Raw genomic sequence first — 16,958 nt, 5'->3', positions numbered from 1 at the left:
CGTACAGCCGCGAAGGGGCCAGCCCAGGCGCGACAAATCTGCCTGTCTGTGGTGCAGCAGGCGCACTAACAGTGCACCCACCCATCCGAAGCGCCCCCGAAACCCCGGCAAACCCCGCTGACCAGCGCTTCCTGCGCCTTGGCGCAGTCATTGCAAGACACTACCCACACAACGCAATCAACGACGATTGCCCCAGACACGACAAAGGCGCCGTGTTGCCCGCTCGCAAGAGTGCTGGCAACGGGCGCCTTTTTTGTTTTCGAATTCAGCAAAGGTGGGCCAATGAACAGCATTTCGGTTCGTAGCGTGTGCCCTTATTGCGGCGTAGGGTGCGGCATCGTCATGACCGTGCAGAACAACCGGGTGACCAAGGTCAGCGGCGACAAGAGCCACCCCAGCAATTTCGGCCGGCTGTGCACCAAGGGCAGCACCTGCGCGCAGCCGCTCAGCGATGCCGGGCGGATGCAGCACGCCTATCTGCGCGAGCACCGCGAGCATGAACCGGTGCAATCGGCCATGGACACCGCCATCGCCGAAGCCGGCACACGCCTGCGGCAGATCCTCGACCAACACGGGCCCGACGCTTTGGCCTTCTATGTCTCCGGGCAGATGTCGCTGGAAGCCCAGTACCTGGCCAACAAGTTGGCCAAGGGCTACGTTCGCACTCGGCACATCGAGTCCAACTCGCGGCTGTGCATGGCCAGCGCCGGCAGCGGCTACAAACTTTCGCTAGGGGCTGATGGCCCTCCAGGCTCGTATCAGGATTTCGATCACGCCGACGTTTTCTTCGTTATCGGCGCCAACATGGCCGACTGTCACCCCATTCTTTTTCTCCGGCTGCTCGATCGCCTCAAGGCCGGTGCTCGCCTGATCGTGGTCGACCCGCGGCGCAACGCTACCGCCGACAAGGCCAACCTGTTCCTGCAGATCAAGCCCGGTACCGATCTGGCGTTGATCAACGGCCTGCTGCACCTGTTGCACGCCAATGGTCACACCCACAGCGCATTCATTGAGGCCCATACCGAAGACTGGGAGGCGCTGCCTGCCTTCCTGGCCGACTATACGCCGGCCAAGGTGGCCGCCATCACCGGACTCGACGAGCAGGCGATCCGCCAGGCCGCCGAATGGATCGGCACGGCACCGAACTGGATGAGTTGCTGGACCATGGGGCTGAACCAGAGCACCCACGGCACCTGGAACACCAATGCCCTGTGCAATCTGCATCTGGCCACCGGCGCCATCTGCCGCCCCGGCAGCGGGCCTTTTTCGCTCACAGGCCAGCCCAACGCCATGGGGGGGCGTGAAATGGGCTACATGGGGCCGGGTCTGCCGGGGCAGCGCTCGCTGCTGAACGAGGCCGACCGTGCCCACACCGAAGCGCTGTGGAACATCCCCAAGGGCAGCCTGCGTGAGGAAGGCAACGCCGGCACCCTCGACCTGTTCCAGCAGATGCGCAAGGGTGCCATCAAGGCCTGCTGGATCATCTGCACTAACCCGGTGGCCAGCGTCGCCAACCGTCAGCAGGTGATCGAAGGCCTGCAAGCGGCCGAGCTGGTGATTGCCCAGGACGCCTTCCTCGACACCGAAACCAATCGCTATGCCGACCTGCTGCTGCCCGCTGCGCTGTGGGCAGAAGGCGAGGGGGTGATGATCAATTCCGAGCGCAACCTCACGCTGATGCCCAAGGCTGTGGATGCCCCCGGCCAGGCGTTGCCCGACTGGCAGATCATCGCCCGGGTGGCCTGCGAAATGGGCTTTGCCGAAGGCTTCGGCTACACCAGTGCCGAGCAGGTGTACGAAGAACTGCAGCGCTTCCATAACCCCCAGACTGGCTACGACCTGCGCGGCGCCAGCTATTCGCAGTTGCGCCAACAACCTCTGCAATGGCCCTGTGCGCCCGACCAGGACGAAGCGCGCCATCCGATCCGCTACCTGAGCGCCGACGGTGTGCGCTTTCCCACAGCCAGCGGCAAGGCGCGCTTCTTCGCCCGTCCGCACATGCCGCCAGCGGAACTGCCGGACGACGACTACCCGCTGGTGCTCAACACCGGCCGCTTGCAGCACCAGTGGCACACCCTGACCAAGACCGGCAAGGTGCCGACCCTGAACAAGCTCAATCCGGGGCCGTTCATCCAGATCCACCCCCTGGACGCCGAGCGCCTGGGCATTGGCGAGGCCGATCAGGTGCAGATCAGCTCGCGCCGCGGCAAGGCCGTGCTGCCCGCGCAGATCAGCTCGAACGTGCGCCCGGGTGACTGTTTCGCGCCGTTTCACTGGAATGACGTCTACGGTGAGCACTGGGCGATCAATGCCGTGACCAGCGACGCCATCGATCCCATTTCTCAGCAGCCAGAATTCAAGTTCACTGCCGTGGCGCTGCAGCGGGTCGGCTCGCCGAAAATCGCCGTGCTCGACCTCGACCAGACGCCGGCCATCGACATGCCCAAGGACACTGCCCCTATGCCGACTTCCGCCCTGGCCCGCCTGTTGGGGCTCGATGAGCACCTGGAACTGGCGCTGCTGGCCGATGAGCAGCTTTACCTGCAAGGCTATCTGCTGGGCCTGCGCAGTGCCCAGGCGCTGGATGGGGTGCCCTGTTTGCCCAGCAGCGCGCCACTCGCCCCGGCGAAACGGCTGATGGTCGATGGCCTGTTGGCCGGGCTGTACGCTCGAACGGCGACGCTCCCGCAGCCTTCGCCGCCGCCCGGCAAGCCTGGCGTGCTGGTGCTCTGGGCCTCCCAGACCGGCAATGCCCAGGCATTGGCCGAGCGCTGTGCCCAGGGCCTGCGTGATCGCGGTGAAAGTGTGCTGCTGCGGGGCATGGACGAGGTCTCGCTGGCCGAACTCAGCGGCGCCAGTCGGGCCGTGCTGGTGACCAGCACTTTTGGTGATGGCGACGCGCCGGACAACGCCAGCGGGCTTTGGGCCGCGCTGCAAAGTGACCAGGCCCAGGCCCAGGTCTGCGCCCAGCTGCGTTATGCGGTGCTGGCCTTGGGCGACTCCAGCTACGATCAGTTCTGCGGCTTTGGCCGCAAGCTCGACGAGCGCCTGCACAGCCTGGGCGGGCAACGCCTGCTGGCCCGAATCGAGTGCGAGCCGGACGATCAGGAACCGGCCCAGCAGTGGTTGCAGGCCCTCAACCTGGCGTTGGGCAACGCCCCGGCGCCAGTCGAGTCGCCTGCCGCCGAAGCGCCGCTGTACAGTAAGAAAAGACCGTGGCTGGCCAAGGTTCTGCACAATCAGGTGCTCAACGCCGAAGGTGCTGAAAAGGAAATCCGCCAGGTGGTGTTCGATCTCAAGGACAGCGGCCTAACCTATGAAGCCGGCGACGCGCTGGGGGTATGGCCAAGCAACTGCATGAGCCTGGTCGAGGAGCTGCTCGCCAGCCTTGGCCTGGACAGCAGCCAGCGGGTGTTTCTCAAGGATCACGGCGAGCAACCTTTGGCCGTGGCGCTGCACAAGCATCTGGACATCACCCGCATTACCCCGGACTGGCTGGCGCTCATCGCCCAGCGCAGCGGCGATCCGTTGCTCAACCATCTACTCGAACCCTGCCAGGCCCACGAACTGAAGGACTGGCTATGGGGACGGCAGCTCATCGACCTGCTCGAAGCGTTCCCGTTGCAGTTGCACGTCGAGGAACTGCTCGGTCTGCTCAAGCCGTTGCAGCCGCGCCTGTACTCCATCAGCTCGAGTGCGCGCAGCCATCCCCATGAGGTGCACATCACGGTTTCGACCGTGCGCTACCACTGCGGCGAGCGGGTGCGTAGTGGTTTGTGCTCCGGGTTTCTGGCGGACCGCTCGGCACCGGTACTGGTACCGATCTTCGTGCAGAAGTCGGCGCATTTCAGGGTGCCTGGCCGTAGCGAGCTGCCGATGATCATGGTCGGGCCGGGCACCGGGGTGGCGCCGTTTCGGGCCTTCGTGCAGGAGCGTCAGGCGTTGGGTCATGAGGGCGCCAACTGGCTGTTGTTCGGCGAGCAGCGGGCCGCTCACGACTTCTATTATCAGGACGAGTGGCAGGGCTGGTTGCGCAGTGGTCACCTGCATCGCCTGGACACCGCGTTCTCCCGAGACCAGCAGGCCAAGGTCTATGTGCAGGACCGTCTGCGCGAGCAGGGCGCCGAGGTGTGGCGCTGGCTGCAGCAGGGTAGCCACTTTTATGTCTGCGGTGACGCCAGTCGCATGGCCCGTGACGTCGACGCAGCGTTGAAGGAGGTGGTGGCGGAGCATGGCGGCATGAGCCGGCAGGAGGCCGAAGCCTATGTGGCCCAGATGGGCCGCGATAAACGTTATGTGCGGGATGTGTATTGAACCGAAAGGGTGCGAGGGTGCACTGGGTTGGGTCGGTTTTGGATGCTATCGCGGGCAGAGCCCGCTCCCACAGGGGCACAGGGTGTGGCCGGAATCCCCTGTGGGAGCGGGCCCTGCCCGCGATAGCGTCCGCATTGACACCCATCTCCCACCTTGGCACGCAACCTGCTTTTCAACCTGCAAGTCCCCGTGATCACCGTCGATCACCCACAGGACACACAACACTAGAACACCAGGCAAAGGCGCCTGGAGCTTCGGCTCCAGGCGTTTTTTTTTGCATTTTTTTTGTCTGGCACCGTGATCGGCCCGGAGAACCTGATATGAATTCAATCGTCACCCTCAAGCCGCGGCAACGTCTGATCGTGGTCGGCAACGGTATGGTCGGCCATCACTGCGTCGAGCAACTGATCGAGCGGGGCGCCGTGGCGCGCTACGACATTCATGTGTTCGGTGAAGAGCGTCAGCGTGCCTACGATCGCGTGCACCTGTCCGAATATTTCAGCGGTTCCTGCGCCGAGACGCTCGCCCTGGGTGATGCCCAGCTCTACGCCGATCATGGCGTCACCCTGCACCTGAGCCAGGCCGTGCTGGAGATCGATCGCGATCGCCGCGAAGTGGTCACCGCTGGCGGACGCCACGCCTACGACGTACTGGTACTGGCCACCGGCTCCTATCCCTTCGTGCCCCCCATCAGTGGCAGTGAAGGCAATGCCCGCCTGGTTTACCGCACCCTGGACGACCTCGACGCCATCCGCGCGGCTGCGACCGGTGCCCGTCGCGGTGTGGTGGTCGGTGGCGGCCTGCTCGGTCTGGAAGCGGCCAACGCCTTGAAGTCCCTGGGCCTGGAAGCCCATGTGGTCGAGTTCGCGCCGCGATTGATGCCGGTGCAACTGGATGCTGATGGCGGCGCGGCGCTGCGTGCGCAAATCGAAGCCTTGGGCGTCGGCGTGCACACTTCGCGTGCCACCCAAGCGGTGGTGGCCGGTGACGAGTACCGCTACCGCATGAACTTCGACGGCGGCGAGTTTCTGGAGACCGACTTGATCGTGTTCTCCGCCGGCATCCGTCCGCAGGACGCCCTGGGCCGCAGCAGTGGCTTGGAGATCGCCCCGCGCGGCGGTGTCGTCATCGATGAACACTGCCGCACCAGCGACGCTCAGGTTTACGCCATCGGCGAATGCGCGTCATTCAATGGCAGTATCTTCGGCCTGGTTGCCCCCGGCTACACCATGGCACGCAACGTCGCCGCTGCGCTGGCGGGCGAAGCCCCGACCGCGTTCACCGGCGCCGACATGTCGACCAAGCTCAAGTTGCTGGGCGTGGATGTGGGCTCCATCGGCGACGCTCATGCTGCCACCCCCGGTGCCAAGAGCTATCGTTTCATCGACGAAGCCGGCGCGGCTTATCGTCGTCTGGTAGTGGATGCCGAGGGCAAGCGGGTATTGGGCGCAGTGCTGGTGGGCGACAACAGCTACTACGACACCTTGCTGCAGTACGCCCAGAACGGCATCGCCTTGCCGGCAGATCCGGCGTCGTTGATTCTGCCGCTGTCCGACGGCGCCCCAGTGCTGGGTGCCGACGCGTTGCCGGACACGGCCACTGTCTGTTCGTGCCACAACGTCAGCAAGGGCGCCATCTGCTCGGCCATCGACAGCGGCTGTGGCGACCTGGCCACGCTCAAGACGCAGACCAAGGCGTGCACCGGCTGCGGCGGTTGTGGCGCGTTGCTCAAGCAGGTGTTCGAACATGAACTGATCGCCCGCGGCGTAGCGGTGGACAAAAGCCTGTGCGAACACTTCGCCTTCACCCGCCAGGAGCTGTATGCCCTGGCGCGGGTCGAGGGTATCCAGAGTTTCGAGCAGATGCTGGCCAAACACGGTCGTGGGCAGGTGGGTTGCGATACCTGCAAACCAACCGTGGGCAACATCCTCGCGTCGTGCTGGAACCAGCCGATCATGGACCCTTCCCTGGTGCCGTTGCAGGACACCAACGACACCTTCATGGCCAACATGCAGAAGAACGGCACCTACTCGGTGGTGCCGCGTATTCCGGGCGGTGAAATCACCCCCGACAAGCTGATTGCGATTGGCGTCGTGGCGAAGAAATATGACCTGTACACCAAGATCACCGGTGGGCAGCGCATCGATTTGTTCGGCGCCCAGTTGCATGAGCTTCCTGAGATCTGGAGCGAGTTGATCGCGGCGGGTTTCGAGACCGGTCATGCCTACGGCAAGTCCACCCGCACGGTGAAGTCATGCGTGGGCAGCACCTGGTGTCGCTACGGTGTGCAGGACAGCGTGGCCATGGCCCTGCGTATCGAGGACCGCTACAAGGGGCTACGTTCGCCGCACAAGCTCAAGTTCGCCGTGTCGGGCTGCACCCGCGAGTGCGCCGAGGCGCAGAGCAAGGACATCGGCGTGATCGCCACGGAGAATGGCTGGAACCTGTATGTCTGCGGCAATGGTGGCATGCGCCCGCGCCACGCCGAACTGTTCGCCACCGATCTGGACGACGAGACGCTGATTCGCTACATCGACCGGGTGCTGATGTTCTACATCCGTACGGCCGACAAGCTGCAGCGTACCTCGGTGTGGCGAGAGAACCTGGAAGGCGGCCTGGAATTTCTCAAGGAGGTCGTGCTGCACGACAGCCTGGGGTTGGGCGCTGAACTGGAAGCGCAGATGCAGTGCGTGGTCGATCGGTATGAATGTGAATGGGCCAACGCCTTGAAAGACCCGGAAAAGCTCAAGCGCTTCCGCACCTTCGTCAACGACAAGCGCGCTGACCCAGGGGTGCAGTTCGTCAAGGAGCGTGGCCAGCGGCGGCCGGCCCAGGCAGGCGAAGTGGTGATGATCCCGGTTATCGAGGAGGTGGTGTGATGCAGACGACGAGTGCAGTGCAGGCCATGGCCTGGCAATGGGTGTGCGACCGCCAGGACCTGATCGCCAATTCAGGGGTGGTGGTGTGGTTCGACGGCGCCCAGGTAGCGCTGTTCTACCTGCCCGAGGCGGGGGAGGGTGGGGTGCTGCACGCGATCGACAATCATGACCCGCAATCGGGTGCCAATGTGATTGGGCGTGGCATCGTCGGCTACCTGCAAGGGGAGTTGGTGGTGGCGGCGCCGCTGTACAAGCAGCATTATTGTTTCAGTGATGGCCGCTGTCTGGAGTCGCCGCAGGAGAAGATCCGTGTCTGGCCGGTGCGCTTGGCTGGCGATGGTGTGGAGATCGGGGTGGTTTGAGGGTGTCCAGGCGGGCCTCTTCGCGGCTGCACGCCGCTCCTACAGGGTGAAGGCAGGCAGGGGCATCCGGGGCGGGGCGGGGCGAATGCGGGTCATGCGGGGTGGTGGCGTACGCGGACCATGCCGGATCGGGCGCCCGTGGGTTCATGTGGGATCAGGGTAAACGGTGAGCCCTTGTAGGAGCGGCGTGCAGCCGCGAAGGGGCCCGCCCAGCCACCGCCAAACCCACCACTTGCCACCCCAGCAAATCCCATGGCCCAATGCTACGATTGGCGCCATGAACCTCGACACTCGCATCAAATTCCGTCATCTGCTGTGCTTTCTCGAAATCGCTCGCCAGAGCAGTTTCGCCAAGGCAGCGGACGCGTTGTCCATCAGCCAGCCGGCGATCTCCAAGACCCTTAAGGAACTGGAAGACCTGCTGCAGACTCGCCTGTTCGACCGCGACAAGAGCGGGGTCGAGCTGACGCCCGCCGGGGTGCGCTTCATGCGCTACGCCGGCCCCTGCGTCCAGGCCTTGCGTGACGGCGTCAGTACCTTGCGCGGCGAACCCGATGAGGCGCCTCAGGTGCGTATCGGAGTGCTGTCCACCGTGGAAAGCCAGCTGCTGCCCGAAGTGCTGTGCCGTCTGCACGGGCGCCATGCTGCGCTAGTGGTCAGTGTCGCGACCGGGCCGGGGTCTTACCTGTTGTCGCAACTGCATGTCGGCGACCTTGACCTGGTCATCGGTCGCATGACCGACAGCCCGCAGATCCAGGGGCTGGCTTTCGAGCATCTGTACAGCGAATCCATGACGCTGGTGGTGCGCCCGGGGCATCCGCTGCTGGCCACGGTCCGGATCGAGCCCGAATGGGTCGGCGGCTACCCGCTGGTGCTGCCGCTGGCCGGGACCACCATTCGCAAGCATGCCGACAGCCTGTTCGTGCAGTGCGCCATCGAGCCCTCGCCCCAGCGTCTGGAGACCCTCTCGCCAACCTTGAGCCGCCGCTATGTACAAAGCAGCGACGCCATCTGGGTGGCGCCCCGTGACGCGGTGCTGCTGGATATCGGCCGTGGCGAGTTGTGCGAGCTGGAACTGGGCGTGCAGGAACCGGGCGGGTCGGTGGGGATCTGCAGCAATGCAGCGCTGCCGATGGCGCTGCCGGCGCAGTGGTTGTGTGAAGTGGTGCGAGAGGTGGCAGCGGAGTATCGACGCCGGTGAATGATGGGCTGCCGGGGCTGACGCATCGCGGGCTTTGGCGGCGATAGGCCCCGCCAGCACACCACATCCCATGACACAAATTTCATGCGCATCGCCGACACCCCTCTGGCACGGACTTTCCTTTTGCTGTCCTGAACTTATCTGCTTTTTGCCCCTCTCATGCCGGTAGCCATTGGTCGTGATCGCCTGATAAGCTCGCGGCTTTACTCGATTGCCCATATTGGCGCATGAACAAGGAAATAGCATGAAACAGCATCGGTTGGCGGCGGCGGTTGCCTTGGTCACTCTGGTTCTGGCGGGTTGCGACTCCCAAACCAGCAGCGTCGAGCTCAAAACCCCGGCGCAAAAAGCTTCCTACGGCATTGGCCTGAACATGGGCAAGAGCCTGGCCCAGGAAGGCATGGACGACCTCGATTCCAAGGCTGTGGCCCTGGGCATCGAAGATGCGGTCGGCAAGAAAGAGCAGAAAATCAAGGACGACGACCTCGTCGCCGCCTTCGCCGATCTGCAGAAACGTGCCGAAGAACGCATGACCAAGATGAACGCCGAAGCCGAATCGGCCGGCAAGAAGTTCCTCGAGGAAAACGGCAAGAAGGAAGGCGTGGTCACTACCGCATCCGGCTTGCAGTACCAGATCGTCAAGAAAGCCGAAGGCGCTCAGCCCAAGCCTACCGACGTGGTGACCGTTCACTACGAAGGCAAGCTGATCGACGGCAAGGTGTTCGACAGCTCCATCGAGCGTGGCGCGCCGATCGACCTGCCGGTCAGCGGTGTGATTCCTGGGTGGGTCGAAGGCCTGCAACTGATGCACGTGGGCGAGAAGGTCAAGCTGTTCATCCCGGCCGACCTGGCCTACGGCGCCCAGAGCCCGAGCCCGACCATTCCGGCCAACTCGGTACTGGTATTCGATCTGGAACTGATCGCCATCAAGGACCCAGCCAAGGCTGCGGCCGATGCGGGCGCCCAGGCTGACGAAGCCGAAGAAGCCCCGGCCAAGTAAGCTTTCCTCGCACCACCAAAAACGCCCCGTGCCCACGGGGCGTTTTTTTTGAACCCCACTTCAGCCCTACAGTCCACCTTAGGACCGGCCCACGCCGCCGATACGGTTTCAGGGGTTTTTTATGTGAGTAAAAAACGCCCGATTTGAGCCTGCCCCTTGAGCGCTGGGGCTTTGGGGCGGTAAAAGTGTCTCTGTTCACAAGGTTATCCACAAATACTGTGGATAACCTTCGTTTCCATTTTCAGGCCTGGAGGGTCAATGAAAGCACCCTGGAATTTCACTCGCTTCCTGCCCATTGCCGAGCGGTTGCTGAGCCGCGGTCGCCTGCCGGCCTTGATTTTTGCCGTGGCGCGCAAGGGCAAGGGTTACCGCCTCGGCGCCTTGAAAGAGGATGTACAACTGCTGCAAGCCCTTTGCCTGGCCTACTGGCGAGGCGAATACCGCAATATCAGTCCAAAAGCATTGGTGTCCATCGTGGCGGGCCTGATCTATTTCGTCAGCCCTATCGATGCGATTCCCGACTGGCTGCTGGGCGTAGGGATGCTCGATGACATTGCCGTATTGGCTTGGGTAATGAAAACCTTGTCCGACGAGCTCGACAGTTTTCGCGCCTGGCGCCACCGCCAGTCGCCGGAAAAATTGCGCATCGTCGAGCGGCTTCCGGCCAGTGAAGGTGAGTTGGAGCTGGAAAAGTCCCATCGCTGAAGCCTTTGTAAGCAAGTGAACACATGCGCGTCCCCGCTGTCGTCAATCCCCTGTTAATATTATTGGCATAACGACTATGCCAACTGATCACAATTGGTAACTCTACAGGGGGTTGCACATGGATATTCAGGTCATCAGCCGCGACGGCCAGCCGGAATATGCGGTGGTACCGTGGGAGCGCTATCAGCAGTTGCTCAAAGCAGCAGGCGTGGCTCAAGCGCCTGCGGCGACGCTGGAAGCCGCACCGACTGAAGCCGGCAGCGCGGAACTTCCCCACTTCGCAGCGCTGCGCGATCTACGCGAAGACAAAGGTCTTGCCATCGACAAGCTGGCCCGGGCCGTGGGTATCAGCCCGTCCTATCTGAGTATGATCGAAAGCGGTGAGCGCGAGCCGGACGCCGCTATCAGGCGTAGCCTGGCGTGGGAGTTGGGGGTCCCGGGCTGGAGAGCGGCCTCATGAGCGTGCGCATCAGTCGCCAGCAGTGGGATGGTCTGTTGAGCGAACTCGATCACGCCCGGCGCCAACGTCACCTGCTGACCTATCGCGCATTGCTCGAACGCCTGCAATTGCCGACCCCCGCGATGCAGACCCTCACGGCGGCCCTCGAACACCTAGCGGTGATCGATGCCAAAGCCGATCAGCCGTTGCGCAGTTCCTTGGTGATCAGCCAGGGCGCCAGCCGCCTGCCACGCACCGGGTTTTTTGAGTGTGTGGAGAAGCTGGGGCGTTTTTCCGGGCCTTCCGATGGTGTGGCAGCGGCGTCGTGGCATGCTTCGGAAGTGGTGCGGGTGTTCGAATACAGCTACCCGGAGCAGTGTGCCTCGTAGGGCTTGATACCGCGGCGCCCCCATCGCGGGTAGAACCCGCTCCCACCCAATTCGCGCCGCCGCAGCGGCCTGCAGTAGCCAGTTTCCAAGCCTGGCACAGATCATTATGGGAGCAGGTTCTACCCGCGATGGCACCACCCAGGTCCCAAGCCTGGCACAGATCCCTGTGGGAGCGGGTTCTACCCGCGATGGGATCATCCCAGTCCCAAGCCTGGCACAGATCCCTGTGGGAGCAGGTTCTACCCGCGATGGCACCACCCCGGTCCCAAGCCTGGCATAGATCCCTGTGGGAGCAGGTTCCACCCGCGATGGCACCACCCCGGTCCCAGGCCTGGCACAGATCCCTGTGGGAGCGGGTTCTACCCGCGATGGGACCGCCTCGGTATCAGGCCGGAACTGCCATTTCCGTGTCGATCACATGCACACTGTACCCCAACACTTCCTTGGCCAGATGCTTGGCCTCTGAAGCCATCTCCGCCAGTTGGCTGCCGTCCAGCCGGGCGCAGGCGTCGGGCCGCAGGTGCACCACACCAATAGACAGCGACAACAGATCGAATTCCTGACGTTGCCCCTGACGGTTATGGGACACAAACCGCCCGGCTTCGATATGTTCAGGCCGATAAAAACGCCGGCACTGAATCTGAAAGTCTTCCTGCAGTTGGGTCAATCGGCGGCACCAGTCACTGGGGTTCATCACCAACATGAAATCATCGCCGCCGATATGCCCGACGAAATCCCTGCTCGGGTCCACCCGCTCGCTCAGGCACTGGGCCAGGCACAACAACACTTCATCTCCACGCCCGTAGCCATAGATATCGTTGAAAGGCTTGAAGCTGTCGATGTCGACGTAGCAGATGATCGCCTCGCGACGCTGTTGCAACAGCCGCGTCAAGCACTGCTGGATCGGCACGTTACCCGGCAACAAGGTGAGCGGATTGGCATACCGTGCCTGCTGGATCGTCAGCTCGGTAATCAACTTCAGGACATCGATGACTCGGCCAAGCCCCAGGTATTCACCATTCTGGGTAATGATGAAATCTTCTTCGATGCGCTGCCGCGCCCGGCTGGTGAGCAGACGGCTGACTTGCTGCAAAGACTGAGCGATGTCCACGGCGAGAAAATCGTCGCTCATCAAGCGGCTGATGGGCTTGCGGGCGAACAGATCGGTGGCAAAGGGCTTGAGCAGCGCATCCGACAACGAATGGCGATGGACGATGCCACACGGATGATCGTCGGGGCCCAACACCGCCAGCGAGTTGAGATTGGCTTGGCGACGTAACGCCTCCAACACCTCGGCGGTGGGCGTGTCACGATTGACCGCCGCTTGCTCGTTGATCAGGGCACTCAGGTCACTGCCTTCCTCGTTCAGCGATGGGTTGCTGCTGTCCTGCCGCGGGATCATGCGCCGGGCATCACGCGGCGGGTTTTCCTGAGGTCGGCAGAGCAAATAGCCCTGCACCAGATCGACGCCCATTTCAGTCAGTACGGCCAGCTCTTCGATCAGCTCGATGCCTTCGGCGATTACCTGCGCGCGAGAGGCTTTGGCGATCTGCAGGATGGAACCGACGAACTCGCGTTTGACGGCGTCCTGGTGAATGCCATCGATGAAATGGCGGTCGATCTTCACGTAGTCCGGACGCAGTTCGGACCACAGGCGCAGGCTGGAGTAACCGGCACCCAGATCATCCAGGGCGATCGAGAAGCCCATGGCGCGATAGTGATGCAGGGCATTGAACAGCAGTTGAAAGTCATCGGTGGGTGTCTGTTCGGTCAGCTCTATGACCACCTGGCTGGGCGCGATACCGAAGCGTTGCAGCAGTTGCAGGGTACGGCCGTTTTGGTGCAGTGGCTCGAGCAGGGATTCGGGCGAAACGTTGAGGAACAGCTTGCCGACCAGGCGCTGCTCGCTGAAGCGCCGGCAGGCGGTCTCGCGGCAGGCGAATTCCAGCTCATTGAGCTGGCCGGCCTGACGGGCCACGGCGAACAGGTTGATGGGCGAGTGCAAGGGGCTGTTCGACGGGCCGCGACTGAGCGCTTCCTAACCGAGGATCTGCCGCTGCGACAGCGAGACGATGGGCTGGAACAGGCTGTGCAGACTTCCTTGGGCGAGAATCATGCCCAGTGCGCTGAGCTGTTCGGTGATGGTCATCGGGTCGCTACCTTGGGTGCAGGGGTTGATTTGAGTGATGCGTGGGCAGGCCCCCTCACTACCCAAACCACACACAAAAAAAGGCCCGCTGTTCTCACAGCGGGCCCCTATTTCACGACAGCTTGATGACTATTTGATGACTAAAGTGCCATCACCTCATCAATGTTTCGCCACCGACGTGTTCAGCTTCAGGTAGTCGAGCAGGATGCGTCCGGTCTCGGCCAGGTAGGCGTCGTCCTCCGGCTTGGTCTTCTCCGGATCGGCGCCCAGCGCCTCCTCATCCTCTTTCTTCAGTTCCTTGAGCGGCTCTTCGCCCTTGGCCTTGCGCCGGGTGTTTTCCAGCGCCAGTTGCTTGGCCTCGATGTCGGTGTGCTGGGCACGCCGGTCGGCTTCGTTGAGGCTCACGGTCTTCTCTTTCATCAGTTGCTCGGCCAGGGCCAGGCGGTCACGGATGTAGATGAACTCGGGATCCTTCACGGTGCGCGCATCGTGGTCGGCGGTCAGTTGCGCCAGGTACGGCTTGAACGGATCGCTGGCCGGCTTGATGGCCGGGCGGATGGTGTCCCACGGCATCGCTTCGGGAAGGGCGCTTTCGCCGATTTCCTTGGTGTCGATGATCGATGGGTAGCCGATATCCGGCAGCACGCCCTGGTGCTGGGTGCTCTGCCCGGACACGCGATAGAACTTGGCCAGGGTCAGTTTCAGCTCGCCATGGTTCAGCGGCTGGATGGTTTGCACCGTGCCTTTGCCGAAGGTCTGGCCGCCGATGATCAGCGCCCGGTGGTAGTCCTGCATGGCACCGGCGAAAATCTCCGAAGCCGACGCCGACAGGCGGTTGACCAGCAACGCCATCGGACCTTTGTAGAACGCCCCTGGGTTTTCGTCTTCGAGCACATCGACGCGACCGTCGGCGTTGCGCACCAATACTGTCGGGCCTTTCTCGATGAACAGGCTGGTCAGCTCGGTGGCTTCCTGCAGTGAGCCGCCGCCGTTGTTGCGCAGGTCGATGACCACGCCGTCGACTTTCTCTTTCTGCAGTTCGGTGAGCAGTTTCTTCACGTCACGGGTGGTGGACTTGTAGTCCGGGTCGCCGGCGCGGAACGCCTTGAAGTCCAGATAGAACGCGGGGATCTCGATCACGCCCAGCTTGTAGTCGCGACCATTTTCCTTGAGGTTGAGGATCGACTTCTTCGCCGCCTGCTCCTCGAGTTTGACCGCCTCGCGGGTGATGGACACGATCTTGCTGGTCTGATCGTTCGGCGCGTTGGTGTGCGGGATCACTTCCAGGCGCACGGTGGAACCCTTGGGCCCGCGGATCAGCTTGACCACTTCGTCCAGGCGCCAGCCGACCACGTCGACCATTTCCTTGTCACCCTGGGCGACACCGATGATCTTGTCGGCAGGCGCGACCTGCTTGGTCTTGTCCGCAGGGCCGGCCGGCACCAGGCGCACGATCTTGACCTGGTCGTTGTCGCTCTGCAGCACGGCACCGATACCTTCGAGCGAGAGGCTCATGTTGATATCGAAGTTTTCCGCGTTGTCCGGCGACAGGTAATTGGTGTGGGGATCGTAGGACTGGGCGAAGGTATTGATGTAAGCCTGGAAGATATCTTCGGCGCGGGTCTGATCGAGGCGCGCGAGCTGGTTCTTGTAGCGCTTGGTCAGGGTTTCCTGGATCTGCTTGGAGTCTTTGCCAGCGATCTTCTGGCGCAGCACCTCGTCCTTGACGCGCTTGCGCCACAGGTCGTCCAGTTCGGCACTGTTCTTCAGCCACGGAGCGTCCTTGCGGTCGACCAGCAAGGTTTCCTTGGCGGTGAAGTCGATTTTGTCGACGCCCTTGTCCAATTCGGCCAGGGCGAAATCCAGACGTGCCTTGACTCGGTCCAGGTAGCGTTTGTACATGACAAAGCCCGGGTCCAGGTTGCCGCTCTTGAGGAAGTCGTCGAACTGCGTCTTCCACTTGTCGAATTCGGCGATGTCTGCGGCGGTGAAATAACTGCGCGATGGATCAAGCAGCTTGATGTAGCTGTCATAGATGATGACCGAGCGGGCATCGTTCAACGGCGGTTTGCTGTAGTGGTGGCGCTTGAGCAACTCAACGACGTTGAGGCTGGCCACTACTTCATCGCGATCCGGCTGAAGTTTGTCCCAGCTGTTGGCGGCGAAACTGCTGGCAGACATCGACAGGGTGCCGAGGCCGATGCACAGCGCCAGGGCACTGCTAGGAATGAAATGCTTCATGCTGATTCGCCGTTGGGGCAATTGATAACGCATATTAGGCCGTCTTTGAATTCGCCGGTTCCGTTGAAGCCGGACATAATGCGAAAAGCCCGGTGCCAAGGCGCCGGGCTCAGTCATGACTCAACTATGGAGGCACCGTGAAGGCATTGCAAGGCGTTGAAGGACATGTGGAGTGGCTTGAGCAACCGTGCCCGAACTGTGACGTAGGTCAAGTGAAGATTAAGGTCGCCGCAGCGGGTCTCAATCGCGCCGACCTCCTGCAACGCGCCGGGCTCTACCCGCCGCCGCCCGGTGCCAGCGATATCCTCGGCCTGGAATGCGCCGGGGTGATCAGCGAGGTGGGCGCAGGCTCTTCGTGGCAAGTGGGTGACCGCGTCTGTACCTTGCTCGCCGGCGGCGGGATGGCCGAAGAGGTGGTGGTGGACGGTCGTCACGTGTTGCCGGTGCCGGAAGGCTTGAGCCTGCACGAAGCAGCGGGCATCGTCGAAGTGTACGCGACCGTCTGGCTGAACCTGTTCCAATTGGCAGACCTGCAGCCGGGCGAGAAGGTGTTGCTGCACGCCGGTGCCAGCGGCATCGGTTCGGCCGCCATCCAGCTGTGCAAGGCGTTTGGCAATCCCACCTGGGTAAGCGTCGGCTCGGCCGAACGCCTGGCCTATTGCGAGGCGCTGGGTGCCCAGGGCGGGGTAGTGCGCGGCGACGGCCTGGACGGGTTGAAGGACTTCGGTCCGTTCGATGTGATCCTCGATCCGGTGGGCGCCAATTACAGCGAGACCAACCTCAAGGTCATCGCCCTGGACGGTCGTTGGGTGCTGATCGGCCTGATGGGCGGGCGTGAGGCCCAACTGGACCTGGCCCAGGTGCTGGGCAAGCGCGTGCATCTGCTGGGCTCGACGCTGCGCAGTCGCAACGATCAGTTCAAGGCGGATCTGCTCAGCGATCTGGGGCAGCATGTGTGGCCGCTGTTTGCCGAAGGGCGGTTGAAGTCACAACTGGCTCGGACGTTTCCGATCAGCGATGCCGAGGCGGCTTTCGATGAGCTGGCGGGGAATCAGATTTCCGGGAAGGTGGTGTTGGTGATCGATGAGAGCTTGAGTTGAGGGTGGGGTGGGCTGGGTGTCCGGGGGTTTTGTGGTGGATGGTCCCCTCACCCCAGCCCTCTCCCTGAGGGAGAGGGAGCTAAAAGCAGATCACGTATATCTGTAGCGCCGCCGTACTGCTCCCTCTCCCTGGGGGAGAGGGGGCTAAAAGCAGATCGCGTATATCTGTAGCGCCGCCG

At 62.7% G+C, this 16,958-nt stretch carries 10 protein-coding genes and 1 pseudogene; 9 read left to right on the top strand and 2 right to left on the bottom strand.

Annotation, left to right across the window (positions count from 1 at the left end; all coding sequences use genetic code 11):
- Positions 1-282 precede the first annotated feature (282 nt).
- From B3397_RS11795 to B3397_RS11760, 8 genes are all read left to right on the top strand, one after another.
- Entirely contained in the window at positions 283-4,314 is a 4,032-nt protein-coding gene (locus tag B3397_RS11795; protein WP_296250194.1) for a bifunctional nitrate reductase/sulfite reductase flavoprotein subunit alpha, read from the top strand.
- 320 nt (positions 4,315-4,634) lie between these two features.
- Positions 4,635-7,193, top strand: a complete 2,559-nt coding sequence (gene nirB, locus B3397_RS11790) for a nitrite reductase large subunit NirB (protein ID WP_296250192.1) — start codon at positions 4,635-4,637, stop codon at positions 7,191-7,193.
- Positions 7,193-7,555, top strand: a complete 363-nt coding sequence (nirD, locus tag B3397_RS11785; protein WP_296250189.1) for a nitrite reductase small subunit NirD — start codon at positions 7,193-7,195, stop codon at positions 7,553-7,555. The genes nirB and nirD overlap by 1 nt, the downstream gene beginning before the upstream one ends.
- Before the next feature lie 277 nt (positions 7,556-7,832).
- Positions 7,833-8,756, top strand: a complete 924-nt coding sequence (gene pcaQ / locus B3397_RS11780) for a pca operon transcription factor PcaQ (RefSeq protein ID WP_296250188.1) — start codon at positions 7,833-7,835, stop codon at positions 8,754-8,756.
- Positions 8,757-9,000: 244 nt separating this feature from the next.
- Positions 9,001-9,756, top strand: coding sequence for an FKBP-type peptidyl-prolyl cis-trans isomerase (locus B3397_RS11775; protein WP_296250187.1), 756 nt, complete (start codon positions 9,001-9,003; stop codon positions 9,754-9,756).
- A 258-nt stretch (positions 9,757-10,014) separates the two neighbouring features.
- On the top strand, positions 10,015-10,461 hold the full coding sequence (locus tag B3397_RS11770) for a YkvA family protein (RefSeq protein ID WP_296250184.1): 447 nt from the start codon (positions 10,015-10,017) through the stop codon (positions 10,459-10,461).
- Positions 10,462-10,579: 118 nt separating this feature from the next.
- On the top strand, positions 10,580-10,921 hold the full coding sequence (locus tag B3397_RS11765; protein WP_296250181.1) for a helix-turn-helix domain-containing protein: 342 nt from the start codon (positions 10,580-10,582) through the stop codon (positions 10,919-10,921).
- A complete protein-coding gene (locus B3397_RS11760) occupies positions 10,918-11,289 on the top strand; it encodes a hypothetical protein (RefSeq protein WP_296250178.1) in 372 nt (123 codons plus the stop codon). Before B3397_RS11765 ends, B3397_RS11760 begins: the two co-directional genes overlap by 4 nt.
- A 385-nt stretch (positions 11,290-11,674) precedes the next feature.
- On the opposite strand, the pseudogene B3397_RS11755 reads toward B3397_RS11760, so the two are convergent.
- Positions 11,675-13,438, bottom strand: a pseudogene (locus B3397_RS11755) (bifunctional diguanylate cyclase/phosphodiesterase).
- A 159-nt stretch (positions 13,439-13,597) separates the two neighbouring features.
- Positions 13,598-15,679, bottom strand: coding sequence for a carboxy terminal-processing peptidase (locus tag B3397_RS11750; RefSeq protein WP_296250177.1), 2,082 nt, complete (start codon positions 15,677-15,679; stop codon positions 13,598-13,600).
- A 137-nt stretch (positions 15,680-15,816) separates the two neighbouring features.
- Here B3397_RS11750 and B3397_RS11745 point away from each other — a divergent pair, with 137 nt between their 5' ends.
- Positions 15,817-16,779, top strand: a complete 963-nt coding sequence (locus B3397_RS11745) for a zinc-binding dehydrogenase (RefSeq protein WP_296250175.1) — start codon at positions 15,817-15,819, stop codon at positions 16,777-16,779.
- Positions 16,780-16,958: the final 179 nt, after the last annotated feature.

The organism is Pseudomonas sp. UBA4194 (assembly GCF_002379585.1).
Classification (GTDB): domain Bacteria; phylum Pseudomonadota; class Gammaproteobacteria; order Pseudomonadales; family Pseudomonadaceae; genus Aquipseudomonas.
Note: the sequence above shows the minus strand (reverse complement) of the source record. Positions and strands in the feature narration are given on the sequence as shown.